19 protein-coding genes, 1 tRNA gene and 1 pseudogene are annotated in these 23,335 nt (G+C 73.9%); 10 read left to right on the top strand and 11 right to left on the bottom strand.

The window, feature by feature from the left end; genetic code table 11:
• Positions 1–250: 250 nt before the first annotated feature.
• Both ACFP3U_RS05745 and ACFP3U_RS05740 read right to left on the bottom strand, forming a co-directional pair.
• Positions 251–907, bottom strand: a complete 657-nt coding sequence (locus ACFP3U_RS05745) for an alpha/beta hydrolase family protein (RefSeq protein WP_380224094.1) — start codon at positions 905–907, stop codon at positions 251–253.
• Between the two features lie 47 nt (positions 908–954).
• Positions 955–1,707 carry an SOS response-associated peptidase gene (locus tag ACFP3U_RS05740; protein ID WP_380224093.1) on the bottom strand — a complete coding sequence of 251 codons (753 nt, stop codon included), beginning with the start codon at positions 1,705–1,707 and terminating at the stop codon, positions 955–957.
• Between the two features lie 181 nt (positions 1,708–1,888).
• Here ACFP3U_RS05740 and ACFP3U_RS05735 point away from each other — a divergent pair.
• From ACFP3U_RS05735 to hisN, 5 genes and pseudogenes are all read left to right on the top strand, one after another.
• Positions 1,889–2,605, top strand: a pseudogene (locus tag ACFP3U_RS05735) (M50 family metallopeptidase).
• An 81-nt stretch (positions 2,606–2,686) separates the two neighbouring features.
• Positions 2,687–4,018 carry a 3-phosphoshikimate 1-carboxyvinyltransferase gene (gene aroA, locus ACFP3U_RS05730; RefSeq protein WP_380224092.1) on the top strand — a complete coding sequence of 444 codons (1,332 nt, stop codon included), beginning with the start codon at positions 2,687–2,689 and terminating at the stop codon, positions 4,016–4,018.
• Between the two features lie 16 nt (positions 4,019–4,034).
• Complete coding sequence (gene rsgA, locus ACFP3U_RS05725; protein ID WP_380224090.1) at positions 4,035–5,090, top strand: ribosome small subunit-dependent GTPase A; 1,056 nt, start codon at positions 4,035–4,037, stop codon at positions 5,088–5,090.
• A gap of 130 nt (positions 5,091–5,220) precedes the next feature.
• Positions 5,221–5,544, top strand: coding sequence for a DMT family transporter (locus ACFP3U_RS05720; RefSeq protein WP_380224089.1), 324 nt, complete (start codon positions 5,221–5,223; stop codon positions 5,542–5,544).
• A 60-nt stretch (positions 5,545–5,604) separates the two neighbouring features.
• On the top strand, positions 5,605–6,402 hold the full coding sequence (gene hisN, locus ACFP3U_RS05715; protein WP_380224088.1) for a histidinol-phosphatase: 798 nt from the start codon (positions 5,605–5,607) through the stop codon (positions 6,400–6,402).
• 244 nt (positions 6,403–6,646) lie between these two features.
• Here the strand turns inward: hisN and ACFP3U_RS05710 are convergent, their stop codons facing one another.
• Positions 6,647–8,125, bottom strand: a complete 1,479-nt coding sequence (locus ACFP3U_RS05710) for a catalase (protein WP_380224087.1) — start codon at positions 8,123–8,125, stop codon at positions 6,647–6,649.
• 104 nt (positions 8,126–8,229) lie between these two features.
• Here ACFP3U_RS05710 and ACFP3U_RS05705 point away from each other — a divergent pair, with 104 nt between their 5' ends.
• Positions 8,230–8,649: a Fur family transcriptional regulator gene (locus ACFP3U_RS05705; protein WP_380224085.1), complete on the top strand. Its 420-nt coding sequence runs from the start codon at positions 8,230–8,232 to the stop codon at positions 8,647–8,649.
• Positions 8,650–8,682: 33 nt separating this feature from the next.
• Here the strand turns inward: ACFP3U_RS05705 and ACFP3U_RS05700 are convergent, their stop codons facing one another.
• The 3 genes from ACFP3U_RS05700 to ACFP3U_RS05690 all read right to left on the bottom strand — a co-directional run bounded on the left by ACFP3U_RS05700 (position 8,683) and on the right by ACFP3U_RS05690 (position 14,156).
• Positions 8,683–10,653 carry a tetratricopeptide repeat protein gene (locus tag ACFP3U_RS05700; protein ID WP_380224084.1) on the bottom strand — a complete coding sequence of 657 codons (1,971 nt, stop codon included), beginning with the start codon at positions 10,651–10,653 and terminating at the stop codon, positions 8,683–8,685.
• A 356-nt stretch (positions 10,654–11,009) separates the two neighbouring features.
• Positions 11,010–11,083: transfer RNA gene (locus ACFP3U_RS05695), tRNA-Met, on the bottom strand.
• Positions 11,084–11,150: 67 nt separating this feature from the next.
• On the bottom strand, positions 11,151–14,156 hold the full coding sequence (locus tag ACFP3U_RS05690; protein ID WP_380224083.1) for a UPF0182 family membrane protein: 3,006 nt from the start codon (positions 14,154–14,156) through the stop codon (positions 11,151–11,153).
• Positions 14,157–14,388: 232 nt separating this feature from the next.
• Between ACFP3U_RS05690 and ACFP3U_RS05685 the strand changes: the two genes are divergently transcribed.
• On the top strand, positions 14,389–14,952 hold the full coding sequence (locus ACFP3U_RS05685; protein WP_380224082.1) for a PPA1309 family protein: 564 nt from the start codon (positions 14,389–14,391) through the stop codon (positions 14,950–14,952).
• Positions 14,953–15,028: 76 nt separating this feature from the next.
• Here the strand turns inward: ACFP3U_RS05685 and ACFP3U_RS05680 are convergent, their stop codons facing one another.
• From ACFP3U_RS05680 to ACFP3U_RS05665, 4 genes are all read right to left on the bottom strand, one after another.
• Positions 15,029–16,105: a YlbL family protein gene (locus tag ACFP3U_RS05680; RefSeq protein ID WP_380224081.1), complete on the bottom strand. Its 1,077-nt coding sequence runs from the start codon at positions 16,103–16,105 to the stop codon at positions 15,029–15,031.
• 127 nt (positions 16,106–16,232) lie between these two features.
• Entirely contained in the window at positions 16,233–16,433 is a 201-nt protein-coding gene (locus ACFP3U_RS05675; protein WP_380224080.1) for a hypothetical protein, read from the bottom strand.
• A 184-nt stretch (positions 16,434–16,617) separates the two neighbouring features.
• The gene (locus tag ACFP3U_RS05670; protein WP_380224079.1) at positions 16,618–17,058 is read right to left on the bottom strand and encodes a molybdenum cofactor biosynthesis protein MoaE; all 441 of its coding nucleotides are present in this window, start codon (positions 17,056–17,058) and stop codon (positions 16,618–16,620) included.
• 182 nt (positions 17,059–17,240) lie between these two features.
• Positions 17,241–18,389, bottom strand: coding sequence for an NAD-dependent epimerase/dehydratase family protein (locus ACFP3U_RS05665; protein ID WP_380224077.1), 1,149 nt, complete (start codon positions 18,387–18,389; stop codon positions 17,241–17,243).
• Between the two features lie 223 nt (positions 18,390–18,612).
• Here ACFP3U_RS05665 and ACFP3U_RS05660 point away from each other — a divergent pair, with 223 nt between their 5' ends.
• Together ACFP3U_RS05660 and ACFP3U_RS05655 are read left to right on the top strand one after the other, a co-directional pair.
• Positions 18,613–20,205, top strand: coding sequence for a zinc-dependent metalloprotease (locus tag ACFP3U_RS05660; RefSeq protein ID WP_380224076.1), 1,593 nt, complete (start codon positions 18,613–18,615; stop codon positions 20,203–20,205).
• Positions 20,202–20,822: an NUDIX hydrolase gene (locus ACFP3U_RS05655; protein WP_380224075.1), complete on the top strand. Its 621-nt coding sequence runs from the start codon at positions 20,202–20,204 to the stop codon at positions 20,820–20,822. The genes ACFP3U_RS05660 and ACFP3U_RS05655 overlap by 4 nt, the downstream gene beginning before the upstream one ends.
• Positions 20,823–20,968: 146 nt before the next feature.
• Here the strand turns inward: ACFP3U_RS05655 and ACFP3U_RS05650 are convergent, their stop codons facing one another.
• Positions 20,969–21,676 carry a M48 metallopeptidase family protein gene (locus tag ACFP3U_RS05650; protein WP_380224074.1) on the bottom strand — a complete coding sequence of 236 codons (708 nt, stop codon included), beginning with the start codon at positions 21,674–21,676 and terminating at the stop codon, positions 20,969–20,971.
• Positions 21,677–21,931: 255 nt separating this feature from the next.
• On the opposite strand from ACFP3U_RS05650, the gene ACFP3U_RS05645 reads away from it, so the two are divergent.
• Positions 21,932–23,020: a ThiF family adenylyltransferase gene (locus tag ACFP3U_RS05645; protein WP_380224073.1), complete on the top strand. Its 1,089-nt coding sequence runs from the start codon at positions 21,932–21,934 to the stop codon at positions 23,018–23,020.
• The last annotated feature ends 315 nt before the right edge of the window (positions 23,021–23,335 follow it).

Genomic DNA, 23,335 nt, shown 5'->3' with positions numbered 1-23,335 from the left:
GATATCGGGCCGACGGGCTTCTCGCCCGCGACAAGCCAGTCCGACCATGAGGGGGCGAACGCCGACGCGGCCTCGCGCTCCTCGGGCCGCTCGGGGCACGCGATCGAACCCATCTGCCCTGCCTTCCACCGGGATTCCTGCTGACGAGGATTCCAACCACGGCGGCCCCGCCCGCATTCCCGGTTCCCACAACGAATCCGCGCCATCCGGTGAGCGAGCGGTCACTCGCCGCAAGCCCCGCGGCCCCGCCTCACAGCAGCCGCAGCACCCAGTCCCCGACCGCCGAAACGATCAGCTCCAGCAGCTCCTCCGGCCCCACCGGCGCCCGCTTCGGCACCTCGAAGCCGTGGTTCCCGTACTCCAGCGCCACCAGCTCGTGCGAGGCCGGCAGCTCCGGGAACTCCGCCGGACGCCCGAACGGGTCCGTCGCCCCCTGCACCACCAGCGTCGGCAGCCCCGACCCCAGCAGCTCCGATGCCCGGCTGCGCTCCGGCTTCCCCGGCGGGTGCAGCGGGAACGCCAGCGCCACCACCCCCACCGCCCCGGTCGCCGCCCCCGTCCGGCAGGCCACCCGCGCGCCCGCGCTGCGCCCGCCCACCACCAGCGGCAGGCCCGGCGCCGCCAGCCGCTCGGCCACCGGCGTCCACCCGGTGTCCAGGGTCCGCGGCGCGGGCGCCACCTTCCGCCCCGCCACCCGCCACGGCTGCTCCACCAGCGCCACCGACACCCCGCGGGCCGGCAGCCCGGCGGCCAGCGCCGCCAGGTCCCGCGCCTCGATCCCGCCCCCGGCGCCGTGCCCCAGCGCCAGCACCGCCCGCGGCGCGGCCGCCGGGTGCAGGGTGATCCGGGCGTCCCCGGCGGGCGTGGGCACCAGGTCCCGGGTCACGGGCGCGGTCTTCGCGGTCACGGCGGCTGCGGTCCTCTCACAGGGGCGACGAAGCGGAACGGGGTGGTTCAGAACAGCGTGGTCTCGACCTCGACCTCGACGTACGGCTCGGTCAGCCCGGCGTGGTTGTTGCGGATGCTGCCCACCTCCGGCGACACCGGCGTGGCCCGCAGCACCCCCGGCGGCGGCGGTATCAGCAGCCGCCGCAGCTCCTCCGGCTCGGAGGACCCCGGATCCAGCCAGTCGTCGAACGACCCCGGGTCCAGGAACAGCGGCATCCGCTCGTGGATCGGCGCCAGCAGCTCCTCCGCCTCCGTCGTCACCACGGTGAACGTCACCAGCCAGCCCTCCGGGTGCTCCGAGGGCACCGCCCGGTTGCGCCAGAACTCGTACAGCCCCGCCAGCGCCAGCGGCAGGCCGTCCGCCCGGGAGACGAAGAACGGCTTCTTGCGCGGCCGGCCCCGCTCCGCCGGGACCGTCTGCCACTCGTAGTAGCCGTCCACCGGCAGGATGCACCGGCGCGACGCGAACGCCTGCCGGTACGCCGGCTTCTCGTGCACCGTGTCCGACCGCGCGTTGATCATCTTCACCGCCGTCTCCGGCGACCGCGCCCACTGCGGCACCAGCCCCCAGCGCAGCACCCGCAGCTGCCGCACCGGCTCCGCCGCGCCCTTCGGCACCCGGTCCAGCACCACGAAGGCCCGCTCCGTGGGCGCGACGTTCCAGCTCGGGGCGAGCGTCTCGGCCGGATCCCACTGCTCGACGCCGAACAGCTCGACGATGTCCTCGGGACGGCTACTCGCGGCGAAGCGACCACACATACCGTCAGCTTGCCACGGCCCCGCCCGCCCCCGGGCCCCCGGCCGCCGCCCCCGCCCCGGCCGCACCGCCCGTCGCAGCGTCCGCCGCATCGATGGAGAACCACCCGGCTCCGCGCCGCCGTCCCACCCCATGGCAGGCTGCCACCCCTGGAGAGCGGCCGAACCGAGGCGGAGGAGACCCATGGACGCCAGGACCCTCGACGAGCTGTGGACCGCCGTCACCGGCACCCAACCCGACCCGCCCGGCTGGCTCGTCCTCGCCACCGGCGCCGCCGCCCTGCTCACCGTCCTCGCCCGCCCGCTCTGACGGATCGCCCGCAACGCGGTCACCATCGCCCACGAGGGCGGCCACGGCCTCGCCGCCATCGCCACCAACCGCAGACTCACCGGCATCCGGCTGCACTCCGACACCTCCGGCCTCACCCTCTCCTGGGGCCGCCCCACCGGCCCCGGCATGATCCTCACCCTGGCCGCCGGCTACACCACCCCCGCCCTGCTCGGCCTCGGCTGCGCCGCCCTGCTCGCCGCCGACCGGATCACCCTGCTGCTCTGGCTCGCCATCGCGCTGCTGCTCGCCCTGCTGGTCCGGATCCGCAACGCCTTCGGCTTCCTCAGCGTGCTGCTCACCGGCGGCGCCTTCTTCCTGGTCAGCTGGTTCGGCTCCGCGCAGGTCCAGGCCGGCTTCGCCTACCTCGGCGCCTGGTTCCTGCTCTTCGGCGCCGTCCGCCCGGTCCTGGAACTCCAGCGGCAGCGCCGGGCCGGCCAGGGCCACGACTCCGACGCCGACCAGCTCGCCCGGATCACCGGCGTCCCCGGCCTCGCCTGGATCGCGCTCTTCCTCGTCACCGCCCTCGCCGCCCTCGCCCTCGGCGCCACCTGGCTGCTGCGCCCCCTCTGAAGCCCCGCCGAGCGCCGGGTCCCGGCCCCCCACATCGAAGGCGAACAGGCGGCCTCCACCCCGGCCCCTAGACTTGGCGCCATGACCGAGACCCTGTGGCCCGCCCCCGTCGCGACCACCCCCGTGGACGCCACCGTCACCATCCCCGGCTCCAAGTCGGTCACCAACCGGGCCCTGGTGCTGGCGGCACTCGCCGACGGACCCGGCTGGGTGCGCCGCCCGCTGCGCAGCCGCGACTCCCAGCTGATGGCCGACGGCCTGCGCGCGCTCGGCGTCACCATCGAGGAACAGGTCAACAACGACACCGGCGGCACCGGCGGCGGCGAGGCCTGGCGGGTCATCCCCGCCCCCGTGCTGCGCGGCCCCGCCTCGGTCGACGTCGGCAACGCCGGCACCGTCATGCGCTTCCTGCCCCCGCTCGCCGTCCTCGCCGACGGCCCGGTCCACTTCGACGGCGACCCGCGCAGCCACGAGCGCCCCCAGCACGGCGTGATCGACGCCCTGCGCGCGCTCGGCGCCCGGATCGAGGACGGCGGCCGCGGCACCTTCCCGCTCACCGTGCACGGCGCCGGCGCCCTCGACGGCGGCACCGTCCAGCTGGACGCCTCCGCCTCCTCCCAGTTCGTCTCCGCCCTGCTGCTCTCCGGCGCCCGCTACAACAACGGCGTCGAGGTCCGGCACGTCGGCGGCCCCGTCCCCTCGCTGCCGCACATCCGGATGACCGTCGACATGCTGCGCCTCGCCGGCGTCCAGGTCGACGCCCCCGAGGACGGCGGCGAGAAGGACGTCTGGCGGGTCACCCCCGGCGCCCTGCTCGGCCGCGACCTGGTCGTCGAGCCCGACCTCTCCAACGCCGCGCCGTTCTTCGCCGCCGCCCTGGCCACCGGCGGCCGGGTCACCGTCCGTGACTGGCCCCGGCACACCACCCAGCCCGGCGACCAGCTGCGCGAGCTCTACACCCGGATGGGCGGCAGCTGCGAGTTCACCGACGAGGGCCTGCGCTTCACCGGCGGCGACCGGATCCACGGCATCGAGGCCGACCTGCACGACGTCGGCGAGCTCACCCCGGTGATCGCCGCCGTCGCCGCCCTCGCCGACTCCGAGTCCCACCTCTACGGCATCGCCCACCTGCGGCTGCACGAGACCGACCGGCTCGCCGCGCTCGCCAAGGAGATCAACGGCCTCGGCGGCGACGTCAGCGAGACCGAGGACGGCCTGCGGATCCGCCCGCGCAAGCTCACCGGCGGCGTCTTCCACACCTACGAGGACCACCGGCTGGCCACCGCCGCCGCGGTGATCGGCCTCGCCGTGCCCGGCGTCCAGGTGGAGAACGTGGCCACCACCGCCAAGACCCTGCCGGACTTCCCCGCCATGTGGGACGAGCTGCTCACCGGACCGGTGGCGGGCGGCTGAGCGGGAGACTGGGGACATGCGCCGCTACGGCAAGGACGCCGACGAGGACGACATCCGCAACCGCCCCGCACGCCGGGGCTCCCGGCCGCGGACCCGGATCCGGCCCAAGCACGAGGACGCCGCCGAGGCGATGGTGCTCACCGTCGACCGCGGCCGGCTGACCTGCCTGGTCGACCCGGGGACCAAACAGGAACGCCAGGTCCTCGCCATGAAGGCCCGCGAGCTGGGCCGCAAGGGCGTCGTCGTCGGCGACACCGTCTCGCTGGTCGGCGACCTCTCCGGGGACGCCGACACCCTCGCCCGGATCGTCCGGGTGGAGGAGCGCACCTCGGTGCTGCGGCGCACCGCGGACGACGACGACCCGTACGAGCGGATCGTGGTCGCCAACGCCGAGCAGCTCGCCATCGTCACCGCGCTGGCCGACCCGGAGCCCCGGCCCCGGCTGATCGACCGCTGCCTGGTCGCCGCCTACGATGCGGGCATGGTGCCGCTGCTCGTGCTCACCAAGGCCGACCTGGCCCCGGCCGAGCCGCTGCTGGAGTCCTACGCGCCGCTCGGCATCGACTACGTGGTCACCCGCCGCGACGAGCTGGGGACGGCCGGCGCGGAGGCCGTCCGGGAGCACCTGCGCGGGCTGCGCACGGTGTTCATCGGCCACTCCGGCGTCGGCAAGACCACCCTGGTCAACGCCCTCGTTCCGGAGCGGCAGCGGATCACCGGCCACGTCAACGCGGTCACCGGCCGCGGCCGGCACACCACGGTGTCGGCGCTCGCGCTGCGGCTGCCGCCGCCGCCCGGGGCCAAGCCCGGCTCGAAGAAGGCGCTGGACACCGGCTGGGTGATCGACACCCCCGGGTTCCGGTCCTTCGGCCTCTCGCACATCGACCCGTCCCGGGTCATCCTCGCCTTCCCCGACCTGGAGCCCGGCACCGCCGAGTGCCCGCGCGCGTGCAGCCACGACGAGCCGGAGTGCGCGCTGGACGCCTGGGTCGCCGACGGCCACGCCGACCAGGCCCGGCTCTACTCGCTGCGCCGGCTGCTCGCCAGCAAGGAGGCCCGGGAGGGCGACTGACGGCCGGCGCCGGGCCCGGTTTTCGTGTTCGAGGTGTCGGAGCGCCCGCGCGTGGTGATCATAGGAAGGTCGGGCCGGACCACGGTCCGGCCCGCCGACCGGTCCCGCCGACCGACAGGGAGAGCACGCGATGGCATGGGCCCTGGTGATCCTGGCCGGACTGCTGGAGACCGGCTTCGCGATCAACCTGAAGCTCAGCGAGGGCTTCACCAAGCTCTGGCCCACCATCAGCTTCTGCGTCTTCGCCCTCGGCAGCTTCGGCCTGCTGACCATCTCCCTGAAGACCCTCCCGGTCGGCCCCGCCTACGCGGTGTGGACGGGCATCGGCGCCGCCGGCACCGCGATCTACGGGATGCTCTTCCTCGACGAGACCTCGTCGGTGCTCAAACTGGTCTCGATCTCCCTGGTCATCGCCGGTGTGATCGGCCTCCAGCTCAGCGGTTCCGCCCACTAGGCTCTGCCGGGGCCGTCCAAATCGTGGGGCTCGGGGCGGGGCCGCGCTAGGGTTTCGGGCATGGCCGACTACCACGACGACCTCCGACTCGCCCACGTCCTCGCCGACTCGGCCGACTCGGTCACCCTGGAGCGTTTCCGCGCGCTCGACCTGCGGGTCGAGACCAAGCCCGACCTGACGCCGGTCAGCGACGCCGACAAGGCCGCCGAGGAGCTGGTGCGCAGCGTCCTGCAGCGGGCCCGCCCGCGCGACGCGGTGCTCGGCGAGGAGTTCGGCCTCCAGGGCACGGGCCCGCGCCGGTGGGTGATCGACCCGATCGACGGCACCAAGAACTACATCCGCGGCGTCCCGGTCTGGGCCACCCTGATCGCGCTGCTGGAGGACGGCCCGGACGGCGTCGAGCGCCCCGTCGTCGGGATCGTCTCCGCCCCCGCGCTGAACCGCCGCTGGTGGGCCGCCAAGGACCTCGGCGCGTTCGCCGGCCGCAGCCTGGCCAAGGCCTCCCGGATCCAGGTCTCCGGCGTCTCCCGGATCGAGGACGCCTCGTTCTCCTACTCCTCGCTCTCCGGCTGGGAGGAGCGCGGCCGGCTGGACCCGTTCCTCGACCTCACCCGGGCCTGCTGGCGCACCCGCGCCTACGGCGACTTCTGGTCCTACATGATGGTCGCCGAGGGCGCGGTGGACATCGCCGCCGAGCCCGAGCTGTCGCTCTGGGACATGGCGGCGAACTGCGTCATCGTCGAGGAGGCCGGCGGCCGCTTCACCGGGCTGGACGGCATCCCGGGCCCGGGCGGCGCCGACGCGGTCGCCTCCAACGGCCTGCTCCACCAGGAGGCCCTGGACCGCCTGAGCGTCTGAGCCCCGCCCCGGAGGCCGAGCGGGCAATTCCCGCCCCGAGCCGAAGGGGCGCGCCGGTGCCGAAAGGGAGAAGCGAGGACGACGCGACGAAGGAGCGGCGTTGGAGCGCCGACCGTCGGCACCGGACAAAAGCGCCCCGGAGGCGAGCGGGCGAATACCAGCGGGCCCCGAGTGCCGGTTCTCCGGCGGCACTCGGGGCCCGCTGCTGGTCGGGGCCCCTCACCGGGCCCCGCACCGAGGTGCGTCAGCTCTGCTTGCGCAGCTCCCGCACCTCCGCCTCAAGACGCCGGCCGTAGTCGGCGTCGGCCTTGCGGAAGTTCTCGATCGCCCGCTCGACGATGTCGTCGCGGTCGGCCGAGACCTTGGCGATGAAGCCGCCCAGGTTGGCGATCAGCCGCTGCTTCTCGTCCTCGGAGAACAGCCGGTAGAGGTTGCCCGCCTGGACGAAGTCGTTGTCCTCGGCGTGCACGGGCGCCTCGTGGGTGCCGGTGGCGCCGGCGACCGGGATCGCGGCCCACAGCGGGCGGCCGGTCTGCACCGGGCCGCCGAAGGTGTTCGGCTCGTAGTTCTTGCGGCGGCCGTGGCGGCCGTCGTAGAGGTGGCCGTCCCGGTGGTTGTTGAGCGCCTCGGTGGCGTGCGGGCGGTTGACCGGCAGGTGGTCGGCGTTGATGCCGACGCGGTAGCGGTGGGCGTCCGCGTAGGCGAACAGGCGGCCCTGCAGCATCTTGTCCGGGGACGGGCCGATGCCCGGCACGAAGTGGCCCGGGGAGAAGATCGACTGCTCGACCTCGGCGAAGACGTTGTCGGGGTTGCGGTTCAGCTCCAGCTTGCCGATCTCGATCGGCGGGTAGTCCGCGTGCGGCCAGACCTTGGTCAGGTCGAAGGGGTTGAAGCGGTAGTTCGCGGCGTCCTCGGCCGGCATGATCTGGACCTGCACCGTCCAGGTCGGGAACTCGCCGCGCTCGATGGACTCGCGCAGGTCGCGCTGGTGGCTGTCCGGGTCCTCGCCGGCCAGCTTGTTGGCCTCGTCCTGGGTGAGGTTCTTGATCCCCTGGTCGGTCTTGAAGTGGTACTTCACCCAGAAGTACTCGCCGGCCTCGTTCTGCCACTGGTAGGTGTGCGAGCCGTAGCCGTTGAGGTGCCGGTAGGTCGCCGGGATGCCGCGGTCGCCGAACAGCCAGGTCACCTGGTGGGTGGACTCGGGCGACAGGCCCCAGAAGTCCCAGACGTTGTCCGCCTCCTGCGAGCCGGTGTACGGGTCCCGCTTCTGGGTGTGGATGAAGTCCGGGAACTTGGTGGCGTCCTTGATGAAGAACACCGGGGTGTTGTTGCCGACGAGGTCGTAGTTGCCCTCCTCGGTGTAGAACTTCAGCGCGAAGCCGCGCGGGTCGCGCACCGCGTCCGCCGAGCCGAGGTTGCCCGCCACGGTGGAGAACCGCAGGAAGGTCTCGGTCTGCTTGCCGACCTCGGAGAGGAATCCGGCCCTGGTCCAGCGGGTGACGTCGGCCGTCACCGTGAAGGTGCCGTAGGCGGCGGCGCCGCGGGCGTGCACCACGCGCTCCGGGATGCGCTCGCGGTTGAAGTGCGCGAGCTTCTCGAACAGCTGCTGGTCCTGGATCAGCGCCGGACCGCCGACACCGGCGGTCTCGGTGTTCTGGTTGTCGGCGACGGGGGCACCCGCCTCCGTGGTGAGGGTGGGGCGCAGCTCGTCCTGGGTAGTCATGTGAGGGGCCTCCGCGTGATCCGGTCGTGACGAACCGATCCTAACTTGGACTTTGTCTAAGTCAACACTGGAACCAAACTCGGAGTGTGATTTACCCTGAGTTCATGAGTGACCTGCTGGAACGGCTTCGCGGACGTGGATGGCGGCTGACCTCGCAGCGCCGGGTCGTGGCCGAGGTCCTCGACGGCGAGCACGTGCACCTGACCGCCGACGAGGTGCATGCCCGCGCGGTGGACCGCCTGCCCGAGATCAGCCGCGCCACCGTCTACAACACGCTCGGCGAACTCGTCGGCCTCGGCGAGGTGCTGGAGGTCGCCACCGACGGCCGCGCCAAGCGGTACGACCCCAACGCCCACCACGCCCACCAGCACCTGATCTGCTCCGGCTGCGGCGCCATCCGCGACGTCCACCCGCAGGGCGACCCGCTCGCCGCGCTGCCCGAGGCCGAACGGTTCGGCTTCGCCGTCTCCGGCGCCGAGATCACCTACCGCGGCCTCTGTCCGGAGTGCGTGAACCGACCCTGAGCGGCACCACCGAGACCGCTGGGCTCCGAACCGCTAGGCGCTGAGCTCCGCGTGCAGCGCGCCCAGCAGCCGCCCCGCCCGCTCGGCGACCTCCGCCGGACCGCAGTCCGCGGCCCGCCGGCACCAGCCCTCCGCCTGCACCGGCTCCCCCCGGCGCAGCGCCAGCAGCGCCAGCCGCAGCGCCGCCCGCCCGTGCCCGGCGTCCGCCGCCCGGGTGTACCAGAGCACCGCCTCGGCCTCGACGTCCTGCCGGGCCAGCAGCAGCCCCAGGTTGAACGCCGCGCTGCGGCTGCCCGCCTCCGCCGCCCGCCGGTACCAGCTCTCCGCGATCTCCAGCGCCCCCCGCTCGGCCGCCCGCACCCCCATCCGGACCTGCGCCCGCCGGTGCCCCGCGTCCGCCGCCACCGCGTACCAGTGCTCGGCCTCCGCGTCCGCGTCCCCGCGCCGGTCCAGCACCGACGCCAGCCGGAACGCGCCCTCCGCCGAACCGCCCGCCGCCGCCTGCCGGTAGCGCTCCAGCGCGCCCGCCGCGTTGCCCCGCTGCTCCTGCACCACGGCCAGCTGCAGCGCCGCCTCGCCGTGCCCCTCCGCGGCGGCGCGCGCGTACCACTCCTGCGCCTGCCGCTGCTCGCCGCGCCCGGCGTGCAGCACGCCCAGGTTGAACGCGCCGTCCACGCTGCCCGCCTCGGCCGCCTTGGAGAACCACGGCTCGGCGCCCGACTCGTCACCGCGCTGCAGCAGCACCACGGCCAGCGCGTTGCACGCCTCCCGGTGCCCGGCGTACGCGGCCCGCCGGTACCACTGCTCGGCCTGCTGGTCGCGGCCCGCCCCGGCGCAGAGCAGCCCCAGGTTGAACGCGCCGTTCTGGTCGCCGGCCTCCAGCGCGCTGCGGTACCAGCGCTCCGCCTCGGCGGCCTCGCCGCGCGAGGCGTGCAGCGCGCCCAGCGCGTTGGCGGCGTTGCCGTCGCCCGCCCCGGCGGCCTCCTGCCACCACTCGGCGGCGGCGGCGAGGTCCCCGGAGTCGCGCAGCAGGTAGCCCAGCGCGCAGGCGGCCCGCGGCTCGCCGTTCTGCGCCGACTGCCGGTACCAGCGGGCGGCCTCGTCCAGCAGCGGCGGCTCGCCTCCGGAGCGGTCCTCCAGCAGCACGCCCAGGCGCAGCGCGGCGCGGGCGTGGCTGCGGGCGGCCGCGATCCGGTACCAGGCCTCGGCGGTCTCCTTGTCCCCCGCGGCCTCGCGCATCCGGGCCAGCCGGTAGGCGGCCTCCCGGTGCCCGGCGTCCGCGGACACCTTGAACCAGCGCTCGGCGCGCACGTCCCGGCGGTGCTCCATGAGGTCGCCCAGCGCGTACGCGCCCAGCGGGTGGCCGTGGTCGGCGGCGAAGTGCAGCCAGTACTCGGCCGCCTCCTCCTCGCCCTGGTCGCGCAGTTGCAGGCCGAGCGCGTGCGCGGCCGGGGCGCTGCCGGCCACCGCCGCCTGCCGCCACCACTGGGCGGCCTCGGCCCGGTGGCCGCGCTGGTGCAGCAGCACCCCCAGGTTGTTGGCGGCCGCGCGCAGCCCCGCGGCGGCGGCGGCGCGCAGGTACGGTTCGGCGTCCGCCAGGTCGCCGCGGCGCAGCAGCAGGGTGCCCAGCCGGGCCGCCGCGTCCGGGTCGCCGTCGTCGGCGGCGCGCCGGTGCCGGGCCTCCAGGGCGGCCTGCTCGCGGGCGGCGAGCGCGGTCTCGAAGCTCGCCGCGTCGAAGCCGGGGTCGCCCTCCACGTCCGGTCCTGGCGCGCCGTCGGCTCCGCCGTGGGCGCCGCCGAGCACGGCGGCGAGGCCGCCGGCCGGGACGTGCACCAGGGAGTCCGGGCCGTAGCCGCCCGTGGGCCGGCGCTCGGCCAGACCGCTGGTGCGCTGGGCGGGCAGGGCGCCGGGCCGCCGTTCGGGGCTCTCCGCCCAGGCCTCGGTGTCGGCCTCGGTGGTCGCAGCCGGCCTTGCTCCCGTCCCGTTCCTGCCGATCAGCCTCATGCCGACTCCCGCTCCCCCAGAGTGTCGCGGCGTCGTCCTCCGGCCCTGGGCCGGGGGCGCTCCACGGGGGCCGCACCGACCCGACGGCCGGTCAGCAGCCGTGCAACGTCCCCCATGTGTCCCATCGTCGCATCACCCGCAACCCGCGTACACCTGCCCCGGCCGATTTCGGCGGGGCGGACCCGAAGCGACGAGATTGCTTCGGCGCTTTGTCGATTTCCCGACAGTTGGCTCCCACAAACCCCGTTTCCGTCGTCCTTGGCGACGTTCGATGGTACCGGAGCGTTCCCGGCCGACCGTGTGGACAAACGCCGAAGGCCCGGAGGACGAGTCCTCCGGGCCTTCGTGCTACTGAGTAGCGGGGACAGGATTTGAACCTGCGACCTCTGGGTTATGAGCCCAGCGAGCTACCGAGCTGCTCCACCCCGCGTCGGTAAATGAACCATAGCACGGGCGCGGGGTGGAGCCGAAATCGGTTACCGCGGGATCAGCGCAGCTCAGGGGCTGCCGGTCGGAGCGGGCGCGGGCGCCCCGGTGGCCGGCGGGGTCGCCGGTGGCGTGGCCGGCGGGGTGGCCGGAGCCGTGCCCGTCGGCGTCGGGGCCGGGATGATCCCGGCCTTCTGCTCGGCCACCTCGACCGCCTTGAGCGCGTCGTTGAGCGCCTTCTGGGCCTGGCCCCAGGCCACCCAGTCGCCGCTCTTGAACGCGGCCTGGCTGTCGTTGTTGGCCTTCACCGCGTCCGCGATCGCCTTCTGCAGCTCCGGGGTCACCGCGGCGCCCGGCGTCGTGGGCGTGGTCGGGGTGGTCGGAGTGGTGGGCGTCGTGGGCGTGGTCGGCGTGGTGCCGGGCGCCGTCGGCGTGACCGGCGCACCGGTCACCGCGCCGCCGAGCACCTTGGCCAGCGCCTTCTCCAGGTTGTCCTCCACCGCGACGACGGCGTTCTCGTTCCCGTACGTCGCCAGCACCTTCTTCAGCACCGGCACCTTGGCGCTACGGCCGATGAGGTAGACCGGCTCGACGTTCAGCAGGCCGCCGCCGACCGGCAGGGTCAGCAGGTTGCCGTACTCGATGTCGGAGTCGGTACCGGTCTTCAGCAGGGTCAGCTGATTGGCCACCAGCGGGTCCGAGTTGAACTTCGCCTGCACCTGCTTGGGGCCGAGCGCCCCCGCACCGGTCGGGATCTTGGCGATCCGGATCTTCCCGTAGTCCGGGCCCGGGTCGGCGCTGACCGACATGAAGGCGGCCAGGTTGTCCCGGCCCTGCGGTGCGAAGGTCGTGGTCAGCGAGAACGTCGCCGCCTGCGCGTCCGGCATCCGCACCGTCAGGTAGTACGGCGGCTGGACCTCGTTGGAGTTCGTCGTCGGGTCGGTCGGCACCTGCCAGATGTCCGTGCCGTTGAAGAAGCCGCCGGCGTCGGTCATGTGGTACTCGGCGAGCAGGTCGCGCTGCACCTTGAACATGTCCTGCGGGTAGCGCAGGTGCGGCTTCAGCGACTCCGGGATGTCGGCCTTCGCCTTCACCGTGCCCGGGAACGCCTTCATCCAGGTCTTCAGCACCGGGTCGGCCTCGTCCCACTGGTAGAGCGTCACCTCGCCGGTGTACGCGTCCACGGTGGCCTTCACCGAGTTGCGGATGTAGTTGACCTGGTTCGCGGCGGTCAGCAGCTCACCGCGCTGGTTGGTCAGCGAGTCCTTGGTGACGTCGCCCAGCGTCGTCTTCGACGAGAACGGGTAGCCGTCCGAGGTGGTGTAGCCGTCCAGCACCCACACCACCCGGCCGTCCTCCACCACCGGGTACGGGTCGGCGTCGATCGACAGCCACGGGGCGACCTTCTCGACGCGCTCCTTCGGGGTGCGGTCGTAGATGATCTTCGCGCCGTCCCGGATCGCGCTGGAGTAGAGGATCTGCGGCTCGGCGAACTTCACCGCGAACGCGGCCCGGGTCAGCGGGTTGCCCAGCCCGACACCGCTGTCACCGTCGTAGGAGAAGTGCACCGGGGTGCCGTTCTCGGCGGTGTAGTCGATGTCCTGGTAGCCGCCGCCGACGATCGAGTACGAGGAGGTCTTCTCGCCGTAGTAGATCCGCTGCTGGTAGTCGCCGAACGCGCCCTTCGTCGGCAGCGCCGACTCGGTGTAGACCGGGTTGCCGTTGGCGTCCACCTGGTTGCCCTTGGCCGCGATCACGCCGTAGCCGTGGGTGTAGTTGAAGTGGTCGTTGATCCAGTTCCGCTGGATGCCGTTCAGGTCCAGCTCACGCACACCGAGCACGGTGTCCTGCGCGCCGTACCGGTCGACGTCCAGCGACTTCGGGAACGCGTAGTACTTGCGCAGCGCCTCGTTCTGCTGGAACGTCGGGCCGACCACGTTCGGGTCCAGCAGGCGGATGTCCGTGATGGTCTGGGCGTCGGGCTTCAGCGCGTCCGCGCTCGTCGCGTTCGCCGGCTCGTACTGGGTGACCTGGCTGTCGGCGATCCCGTACGCCTGACGCGTCGCGTCGATGTTCTTCTGGATGTACGGCGTCTCCTTGGCCTGCTCGTTCGGCTTGACCTGGAACTGCTGCACGATCGCCGGGTACACCCCGCCGATCAGCACCGCCGACAGCACCATCAGGCCCAGGCCGATCAAGGCCGGCGCCCAGGTGCGGCGCACCGGGGTCAGGAAGAACAGCACCGCGCAGATCACCGCGACGAAGAACAGGATCGTCTTCGCCGGCAGGAACGCGTTCGCGTCCACGTACCGCAGGCCCGTCCACCCGGTGACGCCCTTGTACGAGCCGGTCTTCACCGCCAGCGCGTACCGGTCCAGCCAGTACGCCAGCGCCTTCAGCAGCACGAACACGCCCAGCAGCACCGCCAGGTGCCCCTGCGCGCCGATGCTCGCCCGCCGGCCCGGACCCTGCAGCCGCAGCCCCCCGTAGAGGTAGTGCACCAGCGCCGAGGTCAGCAGCGAGACGATCACCGCGCTGAACGCGAAGCCCAGCAGGAACTCGTAGAACGGCAGGTCGAAGGCGTAGAACGAGACGTCCATGCCGAACTGCGGGTCCTTCTCGCCGAAGGACGTGCCGTTCGTCCACAGCAGCCACGTCCGCCACTGGCCCGAGGCCGCGGCACCCGCCACCAGCCCGATCACCAGCGACACCCCGAGCAGCGCCCAGCGCTTGAACGGCGCGAGGCCCGAGCGGTACCGGTCGAGGCTCTGCTGCTCCACCGACATCGCCGACAGCGGCGGCCGCAGCCGGTGCGCCAGCCACACGTTGAAGCCGACGATCACCGCCATCAGCAGGCCGAACACCGCGAACAGGCCGACCTTCGTCCACAGCTGGGTGGTGAACACCGAGGAGTAGTGGACGGACCTGAACCAGAGCCAGTCCGTCCAGAACCCGGCGAACATGACGAAGAGCAGGAAGAGCACCGCGAGAACGCCCAGGGTCAGCAGGGCCACCCGCGCCCGCCGGGAGGGTGGGCCCACTCTGCGCCGGAACCCCGGTCCTGAGCGTTCCGGCATCTGGAATACCACGGTGGCACCTCAGCTGTGTCGTCTGGAGTCAGTCGGTCTTCAGTGCAACTTAACCAGTCTTTGGTCGAGTTCCCACTGTTAGCAGACGGTTACGACAACCCGCACCGCCCCGGAGCCGTTCGCGTCGCCGTGCCCGACTCCACGCGGTGGCCCGACGGCGCCGTGCCGCCCCGGACCCGAAGCGCGCGGCGCGGCCCGTCCGGCGTGTGAGGATTGAGGCATGTCCGATGGATCCAACCTCCCCGACGACGTCTCCACCCTCCCGGCCGGCAGCCCGCTGACCCGGGCCGCCCTGGAGATCGACGAGTACGCCGCCACCCTCGGCTGGGACCTCCCGGCCCGCCTCTTCGCCCTGGTCGACAGCGCCGCCCTGCGCAAGGCCGACCCCCGCGTCGCCGAGCAGCTCGGCCTCGCCGACAGCACCGAGCCCGGCCTCACCCCGGTCGAGCAGGACGAACTGCCCGCCGGCATGGAGCTGGACAAGTTCCTCGGCACCATCGCCTGGCCCGCCGCGGTGGCCGGCTGCGCCCTGGTCGTCGAGCGCCTGATGCTGCCGCCGGGCGCCGAGCAGTCCCGCCCGCGCAACGCGAGCGACGCCCAGCTCGCCGACTGGGTGGCCAACCACCCCAAGCGGGAGGAGGTGCGGATCACCGCCGCGGTGCTGCGCGACGGCAGCAAGGAGATCGCGCTGCGGCTGCGCTCCAAGGACACCGGGCGCGAGGTCCTCACCGGCCCCGACCTGGTGCCGGGCCTGACCGAGGCGCTGCTGGCGACCTTCGCCTGACGCGCCTGACGGCCCCGCCGGCGGCCGGTCGCCCGGTCCGCCGGGTCGCCCGGCCGCTTGGTCGCCTGGTCCGCCGCTACGAGGTGCAGGACGGCAGCGCGGAGGTCTGCCCGGAGCGGATCTGCTCCAGCGCCTTCAGCGCTCCGTCCAGCGTCTCCACCTTGACCAGGTGCAGGCCGGACGGGGTGTCCTTGGCGGCCTCGGCGCAGTTCGCCGCCGGGGCGAGGAAGAACTCGGCGCCGGCGTCCCGGGCGGCGATCAGCTTCATCGAGATGCCGCCGATCGGGCCGACCGCGCCCGCGTCGTCGATGGTGCCCGTACCGGCCACGAACCGCCCCGCGGTCAGATCGCCGGGGGTCAGCTTGTCGATGATGCCGAGCGAGAACATCAGGCCCGCGCTGGGCCCGCCGACGTCCTGCAGCCCGATGTCGATCCGGAACGGGTAGGTGTGCTTGAGGCCCGGGCGGATGCCGACCATCGCGGCGCCGGTGTCCGGGGACTTCACGGTCGGCACGGTGACGTCGGTGCGCACCCCGGGCTCGGAGGAGCCCTCCTTGACCCGCGGCACCACGGTGAAGACCGCCGACTCGCCGGGCTGGTGCCGGGTGACCGCCTTGGCGACCGCCTCCGCGTCCGCCACCGGGGTGCCGTCGACCGCGACGATCTGGTCCCCGGCGTGCAGCCGGCCCTCGGCCGGGGCGCCCGCGGTGACGGCCTGGACGATCAGCTCGCTGCCCATCGGGATGCCGAGCTGGCTCAGCGCGGCGGTACGGGCGTGGTCCTCGGAGAGCGCGAACTCCTCGGCGTTCTGCCGCTTCGCGTCGGCGTCGCTCTGGCCCTTCGGGTAGACGTTGTCGTGCGGCACCACCAGCACGTCGTCGCGCAGCCAGCCGATCACCGCGTTGACCAGGCTCGGCTCGTACTTGGCGCCGGTGACCTGGACGGTGGTCATGTTGAGGTGCCCGCTCGCCGGGTACGACTCGTGGCCGGTGACGGTGATCACCGGCGTGCCCGTCTTCTCCTGCACCCCGAGCGTGTTGTACGTCGGGCCCGGGCTCATCTCGGTGTACGGCACCTTCATCAGCACCGAGGCACAGAGCAGCGCTATGAGCAGCAGGGTGGCGGCGAGCATCGTCGCAGAGCGGCGTGGCATGCCTCGACAGTACGGGACGCGGCTGACGGCGCGCCCGGCGGGCCACCCGCCGGACAGCGCCCGCCCCGGAGGGCCCCCGGCACCGCCCCGCACCGCCCTGCACCGCCCCCGGGGCCGTCGGCCGGGGTCAGCGGCCGGAGCGCTCCTGCGGGGCGGCGCCGGTGGTGGGGCCGGTGGTGGTGCGTTCCATCGCGGCCATGAACCGCTGGTGCTCGGCCAGCGAGGCGGGGTCCCCCGTCGCCCTCGGGGCCCGCTGGGCCCAACCCGCCCACACGGTGGCGAGCACCGCGGCGACGCAGGGAATGATCAACCAGGCGAGCGCAGCCATCTCAGTACTCCCAGCTCGTCGTGTCTATGAGCAGATTAACCATTCCGGCGGACAACGCCGCGGGCGCCGTCCGGGTTACGGCACGGCCGATCGGCTCACTGCCAGGGAGTATCCGGCGCAGCGACCCACACCCGTTCGAGTGAGCGACCGGCGCGCCTGCGCGGCACGGGGATCCGAGGGCTGCTCAACAGCTCCCGGCGCCCACCCACTCCTCCTCGCCGTCGGCGAAGAGCTGGTGCTTCCAGATCGGCGCCTCGTGCTTGAGGTCGTCGATCAGCCGGCGGGCGGCGGCGAACGCCTCGCCCCGGTGGGCGCAGGAGACGGCGACGATCACGGCCTTGTCGCCGATCCCCAGCCGGCCCACCCGGTGCACCGCGGCCAGCGCGCGGACCGGGAAGTCGGCGACGACCTTCTCGGCGATCCGGCGCATCTCCCGCTCCGCGGTCGGATGGCAGCTGTACTCCAGCGCCGTGACGTGCTTGCCGCCGTCGTGGTCGCGGACCGTCCCGACGAAGACGGTCGTCCCGCCGGCCGCGTCGTCCCCCACCGCCTCGTACACCTCGTCGAGGGAGAGCGGGGTCTCGCGGACGGCGAGCAGACGGATCGGGTCGTGGTTCTCGGACATGCCCCCATGATTGCCCATCCCGGGCGGCCCCGGGCAAGCCCCTTCCGCATCACGATTGCGAGATTTCGCATCGTGAGAATTCCGCTCCGGCCCCGGGTCCGCGCCCGGGGCCGCCCGGTTCAGAACCGGCGCCGCTTGTTCGCCGCCCGGTTCAGAACCGGCGCCGCTTGTTCGCCGCTTGTTCAGAACCGGCGCCGCTTGCGCGCCCGCCGCACCAGCGCCGCCGTACCCACCAGCGCCACCGTCGCCCCCGCCGCGCCCAGACTCGTCGCGGCCTCCTTGCCGCCCAGCCGCCGGCCCGCCACCGCGTGCTTGCCCGACACCTGCGCCAGTAGCTCCGCCAGCACCTCCTCGTTGGTGTGCGCCGGACGCCAGCCCGCCTCGTGCAGCCGGCTCCCCGACACCACCCACGGGTACATCGTGTACGCCAGGTCCCCGGCCGGGGCCGGCGTCAGCCCCAGCCGGTGCAGCCGCGCCGCCGTCCCCAGCGCCAGCGAGGCCGGCAGCTCCATCCGCCGGATCCCCGACAGCCGCTCCACGTCCTCCTGCTCCAGCCAGCCGTCGCAGCCGACCGTCACCTCGCCCTCGACCAGGCCCAGCGCCGCGTACTCCAGCGCCGCCGCCAGATCGTCCACGTGGCAGAACTGCCAGCACGGCCGCGAACCGGCCACCACCAGCAGCCGCGGCGCCTCGAAGTGCCGGGTCAGCACGGTGTCCACCCCCGGGCCCACCACCACGGCCGGCCGCAGCACCGTCACCTGGAGCCCCGGGTGCGCCCGCGGCGCCCGGCGCGCCAGCCGCTCGATCTCCAGCAGGTCCCCGACCAGCGAGGCCTCCTCGGTCGCCCGCAGCTCCGAGTCCTCCGCCAGCGGCACCTCGTTGTCCGGCAGCGCCCCGTAGACCATCGCCGAGGTGCACAGCACCACCCGGTGCACCCCGGCCGCCGCGGCGGCCGTCAGCACCGTCTGCGCGCCCCGCACGTTGTAGGCGCTGCGCGCCCGCGGGTCCGACTCCATGCCGAGGTCCATCGCCAGGTGGACCACCACGTCCACCCCGGCGAGCCGCTCGGCCACCGCCGGGTCCCGCACGTCCAGGACCCGCCACTGCACGCCGGGCACCTCGCCGCGCCGGTCGTCCACCGCCAGGACCTTCCGGACCCCCGGCGAGGCCACCAGGCGGGCCGCGACGCGCTCGCCGAGCACTCCGGCGGCACCTGTGACCGCCACGGTCAGCGGTCTTCCGTCATAGGCTGGAGGCGGCGACGCCGTGATGTCCGGGGCGTCCTCTCCTCCGGTCAGCCCAGAGCGAACGTCCGAAGGCGGGGAACTCACCGGCCATCCTCCACGGTTAGCTTTATGTGCGTACGTACGTGTGTCACGTGCGTCCATCCTGCCCGAGGCGAAGGCCCGGCGGTGCACCCGGCGCGGGCCAGCCGCGCGGGAGCCGCCCGCCGGCCGGGAGTCCCCCAGCTCCGCCGACCGCCCCGGGCCCGCAGAACCACCGCTCAGAACCACCGCCACCACCCGTATGACGGCCGACCGGATCGAGGACCCCGTGAGCGACCTTCCCTTCGGATTCGGCGTTCCGCCCGAGGAGCCCGAGGACGGCAAGGCCAAGCCCGACGACGACCGGAAGAAGGGCCAGGGCGACGAGCCCACCGGCCCGCAGTCCTTCGGCTTCGGCGGCGGCAACCCGCTCGGCGCCCTGTTCGGGATGGGCCTGCCCGGCATGCCCGGCGGACCCGGCGCGGGCGGCCCCGGCGGCCCCGGCGCGGGCGACAACCCCTTCGCCGCAATGTTCGGCGGCCTCAACCCCAACGACCTCGGCGCCGCCTTCCAGCAGCTCGGCCAGATGCTCTCCTTCGAGGGCGGCCCGGTGAACTGGGACCTCGCCAAGGACATCGCCCGGCAGACCGTCGTCGCCGAACCCGCCGAGGGCAAGAGCAAGGACCGCTCGGTCGGCGCCGCCGAACGCTCCGCCGTCGTCGAGGCCGTCCGCCTCGCCGACCTGTGGCTCGACGGCGTCACCACCTTCCCCTCCGGCGCCGGCACCGCCGTCGCCTGGAGCCGCGCCGAGTGGATCGAGGCCACCCTCCCGGTCTGGAAGGACCTCGTCGACCCCGTCGCCGAGCGCGTCGGCAACGCCATGGGCGGCGTCCTGCCCGAGGAGATGCAGGCCATGGCCGGCCCGCTGATGGGCATGATGCGCTCCATGGGCGGCGCCATGTTCGGCACCCAGATCGGCCAGGCGCTCGGTGCCCTCGCCGGCGAGGTCGTCGGCTCCACCGACGTCGGCCTACCGCTCGCCCCCGCCGGCAAGGCCGCGCTGCTGCCCCAGAACGTCGCCGAGTTCGGCGAGGGCCTCAGCGTGCCCGCCGAGGAGGTCCGCCTCTACCTCGCCCTGCGCGAAGCCGCCCACCAGCGGCTCTTCGCCCACGTGCCGTGGCTGCGCGCCCACCTCCTCGGCGCCGTCGAGGCCTACGCCCGCGGCATCAAGGTCGACACCTCCCGCATGGAGGAACTCGTCGGCCAGCTCGACCCCGGCAACCCCGAGGCCCTCCAGGAGGCCCTCGCCGGCGGCCTCCTCCAGCCCGAGGACACCCCCGAGCAGAAGGCCGCCCTCGCCCGCCTGGAGACCGCCCTCGCCCTCGTCGAGGGCTGGGTCGACGCCGTCGTGCACGCTGCCGCCGAACCCCACCTGCCGCAGGCCGGCGCCCTGCGCGAGACCGTCCGCCGCCGCCGCGCCGCCGGCGGACCGGCCGAGCAGACCTTCGCCACCCTCGTCGGCCTCGAACTGCGCCCGCGCCGGCTGCGCGACGCCGCCCGCCTCTGGGCGCTGCTCGCCGACGCCCGCGGCACCGAGGGCCGCGACGACCTGTGGCAGCACCCCGACATGCTCCCCACCGCCGCCGACCTCGACGACCCCGACGCCTTCGTGCACCGGGGCACCGCCGGCGACCTGGAGGGCGGCATCGACTTCGACGCCCTCGACAAGCTGCTCGGCGAGGCCGCCGCGGGCGGGGCCTCCGGCACCGCGAAGGCCGACCCGGCGAAGCCTGGTTCGGCCGGGCCTGATTCGGCCGGGCCCGACCTGACCAAGAACGACGGCGACGACGACCAGCAGGGGAAGGGCGAGCCCACCGCATGACCGCCACCGAGACGGACCACACCGGCGTCCAGCACGACCCCGCCCCCCAGGACGGCGGCCTGCACGCCGACGCGGTCCGCACCCTGACCGGCTGGCAGCCCGCCGAGCCCGCGCAGGAACAGCTGCGCCTCGACTACCTGCGGCACCTCGCCGAGCAGCCCGAGGGCATGTACCGGGCCTGCCTGCCCGCCCACATCACCGCCAGCGCCGCCGTCGTCGACCCCGCCGCCGGCCGCGTCCTGCTCACCCTGCACCCCAAGGTGGGCCGCTGGCTGCAGATGGGCGGCCACTGCGAGGCCGGCGACCGCGACCTCGCCGCGGCCGCGCTGCGCGAGGCCACCGAGGAGTCCGGCATCCCCGACCTCGCCCTCCTCACCCGCGACGGCGTGCCCGTCCCGGTCAAGCTCGACCGGCACCAGGTCCGCTGCACCGGCAAGGACCGGCCGGAGAACACCCACCTCGACGTCCAGTACATCGCGGTGGCCCCGCCCGGCGCCCAGGCGCTGATCAGCGAGGAGTCGCTCGATCTGCGCTGGTTCGACTACGACCGCCTTCCGGAGCTCACCGACCATTCGGTGCGCGACCTCGTGGCCCGCGCCCGGGAGCTCACCGGCTGAGCGGGCTCACCGGTTGAGGCGGTTCACCGGCTGAGTCCGATTGAGGCGTTCGGGGGCGCCCGGACAGCAGAAGGGGCGCGGGCCATTGCGGCCCGCGCCCCTCTGCACGTTCTCCCTCGGCACTTCCGTACGGCCCGGGCCTGCACTCAGCCGCAGGACTCCGCCGGGCCGGGCTCCACCGGATCCGCGTGCCGGGCCCCCGGGATGTGCGGCAGCCGGGCCGCCGAGACCACACCCTCCAGATAGCCGCGCGCCCGCTCCGTCCGCGGATAGGCCTCCAGCAGCGCCCAGAAGTCCGGGCCGTGGTCCGGCACCAGCAGATGCGCCAGCTCGTGCAGCAGCACGTAGTCGACCACGTACTCCGGCATCCCCTGCAGGCGGTGCGAGAGCCGGATCGTCCCCTCGCTCGGGGTGCACGAGCCCCAGCGCGAATTCTGATTGGTCACCCAGCGGACCTGGGCGGGCTGGGCCCGACCGCCCAGATAGGCCCCCGAGAGCTCCCGCGCCCGGGCCACCAGCGCATCGTCCCCGAGCACCCGGCGGCTCTCCTGCGCGGCCAGCTTCTCCAGCATCTGCGCGACCCAGCGCTGCTCCTCCGCGTGCGACATCCGGGCCGGGATCAGCACGATCGTGCGGTCGCCCTCGCGGTAGGCGGACACCGTCCGGCTGCGGCGGGCACTGCGCCGCACCTCCACCCGGGAGCGGTCGAACGACTCCCGCGCGGCCCCCGGCTGCTGGTCCGGGGATTGCGGCTCCGGACGCCCACGCGTACTCGGCGCCGCCACTTGCGACCCGGACGCTGCACGGGCACGCCGAGGCGACGCCGAGGGATGGGAGTCCCGTTCGGCTGCCATGGCACACGACGTTACCTGCTACCCCTGACAGAAGTCCGCTGCCATGGCCGAAATCTTTCGTGGAGCGATCGGGAACGAAAGGCCGACGGGAGGTGTCCGGAATCCGACCTCGGACCGGACGCCAAGTTATCCACAGGGTGCGCGAACGGATCACCTGATCATCAGTCCGTGCCTGTGGACAACGCAACGCACCACGCCGCCCCCATCGGGCATGCTGCCGTCAGCCGTCCGGAAACGATCGGAAGGAAGACCACCGTGCGCCTCGCCCTCAAGCCCGCCCTCTCCCGCAGCTGGCGGGACTCGGACACCCTGCAGTTCGGCACCATCCCCCAGCACGCGGGGGTGCTCGCGAACGCCTCCGGCAAGGCGCTGCGCGAGTTCCTCGACCTCGTCGACGGCACCCGCGACCGGCCCGCCCTGCTCGCCGAGGGCGAGCGGATCGGCTTCGGACGCGACCCGGCGGACTCGCTGCTCGACCTCCTGGAGGAGGCCGGGGTGCTCGACGACACCGAGGCCGCCGACGGCGCCCTGGCCCGCTTCCCCCAACCGCACCGCGAGCTGCTCGGCCCGGACCTCGCCTCGCTGTCGCTGATCCACTCGACTCCCGGTGCCGCGCCCGCCGTCCTGGCCCGGCGGCCCGAGCACGCGGTGGAGGTCCGCGGCGCCGGCCGGATCGGGGCGGCCGTCGGCGCCGTCCTCGCGGCGGGCGGCATCGGCACGGTCAGCGTGGTCGACTCCGGCCGGGTCGCGCCCGGCGACTGCTCCCCCGCCGGGCTGCCCCCGGGCGACGTCGGCCGGGTGCGCTCCACCGCCGCCCGCGAGGCCGTCGACCGGGCCGCCGCCCGACACCCGGCCCAGCGCAACCGGCGGCCGAGACCGGGGCTGCCCGACCTGGTGGTGCTGGCGCCGCGGGACGGCAGCGCGGCCTTCGCCGGCGGCACACCGCAGGCCCGCGAGCTGCTGCGGGCCGGCGTCCCCCACCTGTACGTGGGCGTGGTCGAGGAGTACGGGGTGGTCGGGCCCCTGGTCGTACCGGGGGTGTCGGCCTGCGGTCACTGCCTGGTCCTGGCCCGGGAGGACGAGGACGCCGCCTGGCCGCGGATCCTCGCCCAACTCGCCGACGGCGGCTCGGGGCGGGCCCCGACGCCGGCCTGCGACGTCGCACTCGCGACCGCGGTCGCCGGGCTGGCCGCACTGCACGTCCAGGTCTTCCTCGACGGCGGGCGACCGCCCAGCGTGGACGGCTGGTGCGAGGTCTCGGCCGTCGACGGGATGCCCCGCCGCCTGCGCCTCAAGGGCCACCCGGACTGCGGGTGCCTCTGGCAACCGACCCCGCCGCACTGAGACCAACGGCGGGCCCAGGCAGCGGCCCCGCCCACGGCCGACGGCGGGCCCAGGCAGCGAACCCGCCGACGGCCGACGGCGGGCCGGGCCAGCGGCCCCAAGACGGCGGGCCGGGCTGACGAGGGACTCCTGTCAGCGAGACCCGGCACCGGTCTGCGCCCCACGAGCCAGGCCGAGACGTCGGCCTGGGCAGCGGACCCGAAACAGCGGCGCCGAGACGGCGGACCCGGCTGACGCGGGACTCCTGTGCGGGACGCCTGTGCGGGACGCCTGTGCGGGACGCCTGTGCGGGACGCCTGTGCGGGACGCCTGTGC

The organism is Kitasatospora misakiensis, assembly GCF_042656005.1.
GTDB classification, from domain to species: Bacteria; Actinomycetota; Actinomycetes; order Streptomycetales; family Streptomycetaceae; genus Kitasatospora; species Kitasatospora misakiensis.
Note: the sequence above shows the minus strand (reverse complement) of the source record. Positions and strands in the feature narration are given on the sequence as shown.

Bases quoted from the DNA above. Each gene is read 5' to 3' on its own strand.
- rsgA (WP_380224090.1), top strand. From the start codon at position 4,035: ATGCGCCGCTACGGCAAGGACGCCGACGAGGACGACATCCGCAACCGC.
- ACFP3U_RS05705 (WP_380224085.1), top strand. From the start codon at position 8,230: ATGAGTGACCTGCTGGAACGGCTTCGCGGACGTGGATGGCGGCTGACC.
- hisN (WP_380224088.1), top strand. From the start codon at position 5,605: ATGGCCGACTACCACGACGACCTCCGACTCGCCCACGTCCTCGCCGAC.
- ACFP3U_RS05670 (WP_380224079.1), bottom strand. From the start codon at position 17,058: ATGTCCGAGAACCACGACCCGATCCGTCTGCTCGCCGTCCGCGAGACC.
- ACFP3U_RS05710 (WP_380224087.1), bottom strand. From the start codon at position 8,125: ATGACTACCCAGGACGAGCTGCGCCCCACCCTCACCACGGAGGCGGGT.
- ACFP3U_RS05720 (WP_380224089.1), top strand. From the start codon at position 5,221: ATGGCATGGGCCCTGGTGATCCTGGCCGGACTGCTGGAGACCGGCTTC.
- ACFP3U_RS05650 (WP_380224074.1), bottom strand. From the start codon at position 21,676: ATGGCAGCCGAACGGGACTCCCATCCCTCGGCGTCGCCTCGGCGTGCC.
- aroA (WP_380224092.1), top strand. From the start codon at position 2,687: ATGACCGAGACCCTGTGGCCCGCCCCCGTCGCGACCACCCCCGTGGAC.
- ACFP3U_RS05655 (WP_380224075.1), top strand. From the start codon at position 20,202: ATGACCGCCACCGAGACGGACCACACCGGCGTCCAGCACGACCCCGCC.
- ACFP3U_RS05675 (WP_380224080.1), bottom strand. From the start codon at position 16,433: ATGGCTGCGCTCGCCTGGTTGATCATTCCCTGCGTCGCCGCGGTGCTC.
- ACFP3U_RS05700 (WP_380224084.1), bottom strand. From the start codon at position 10,653: ATGAGGCTGATCGGCAGGAACGGGACGGGAGCAAGGCCGGCTGCGACC.
- ACFP3U_RS05685 (WP_380224082.1), top strand. From the start codon at position 14,389: ATGTCCGATGGATCCAACCTCCCCGACGACGTCTCCACCCTCCCGGCC.
- ACFP3U_RS05740 (WP_380224093.1), bottom strand. From the start codon at position 1,707: ATGTGTGGTCGCTTCGCCGCGAGTAGCCGTCCCGAGGACATCGTCGAG.
- ACFP3U_RS05680 (WP_380224081.1), bottom strand. From the start codon at position 16,105: ATGCCACGCCGCTCTGCGACGATGCTCGCCGCCACCCTGCTGCTCATA.
- ACFP3U_RS05690 (WP_380224083.1), bottom strand. From the start codon at position 14,156: ATGCCGGAACGCTCAGGACCGGGGTTCCGGCGCAGAGTGGGCCCACCC.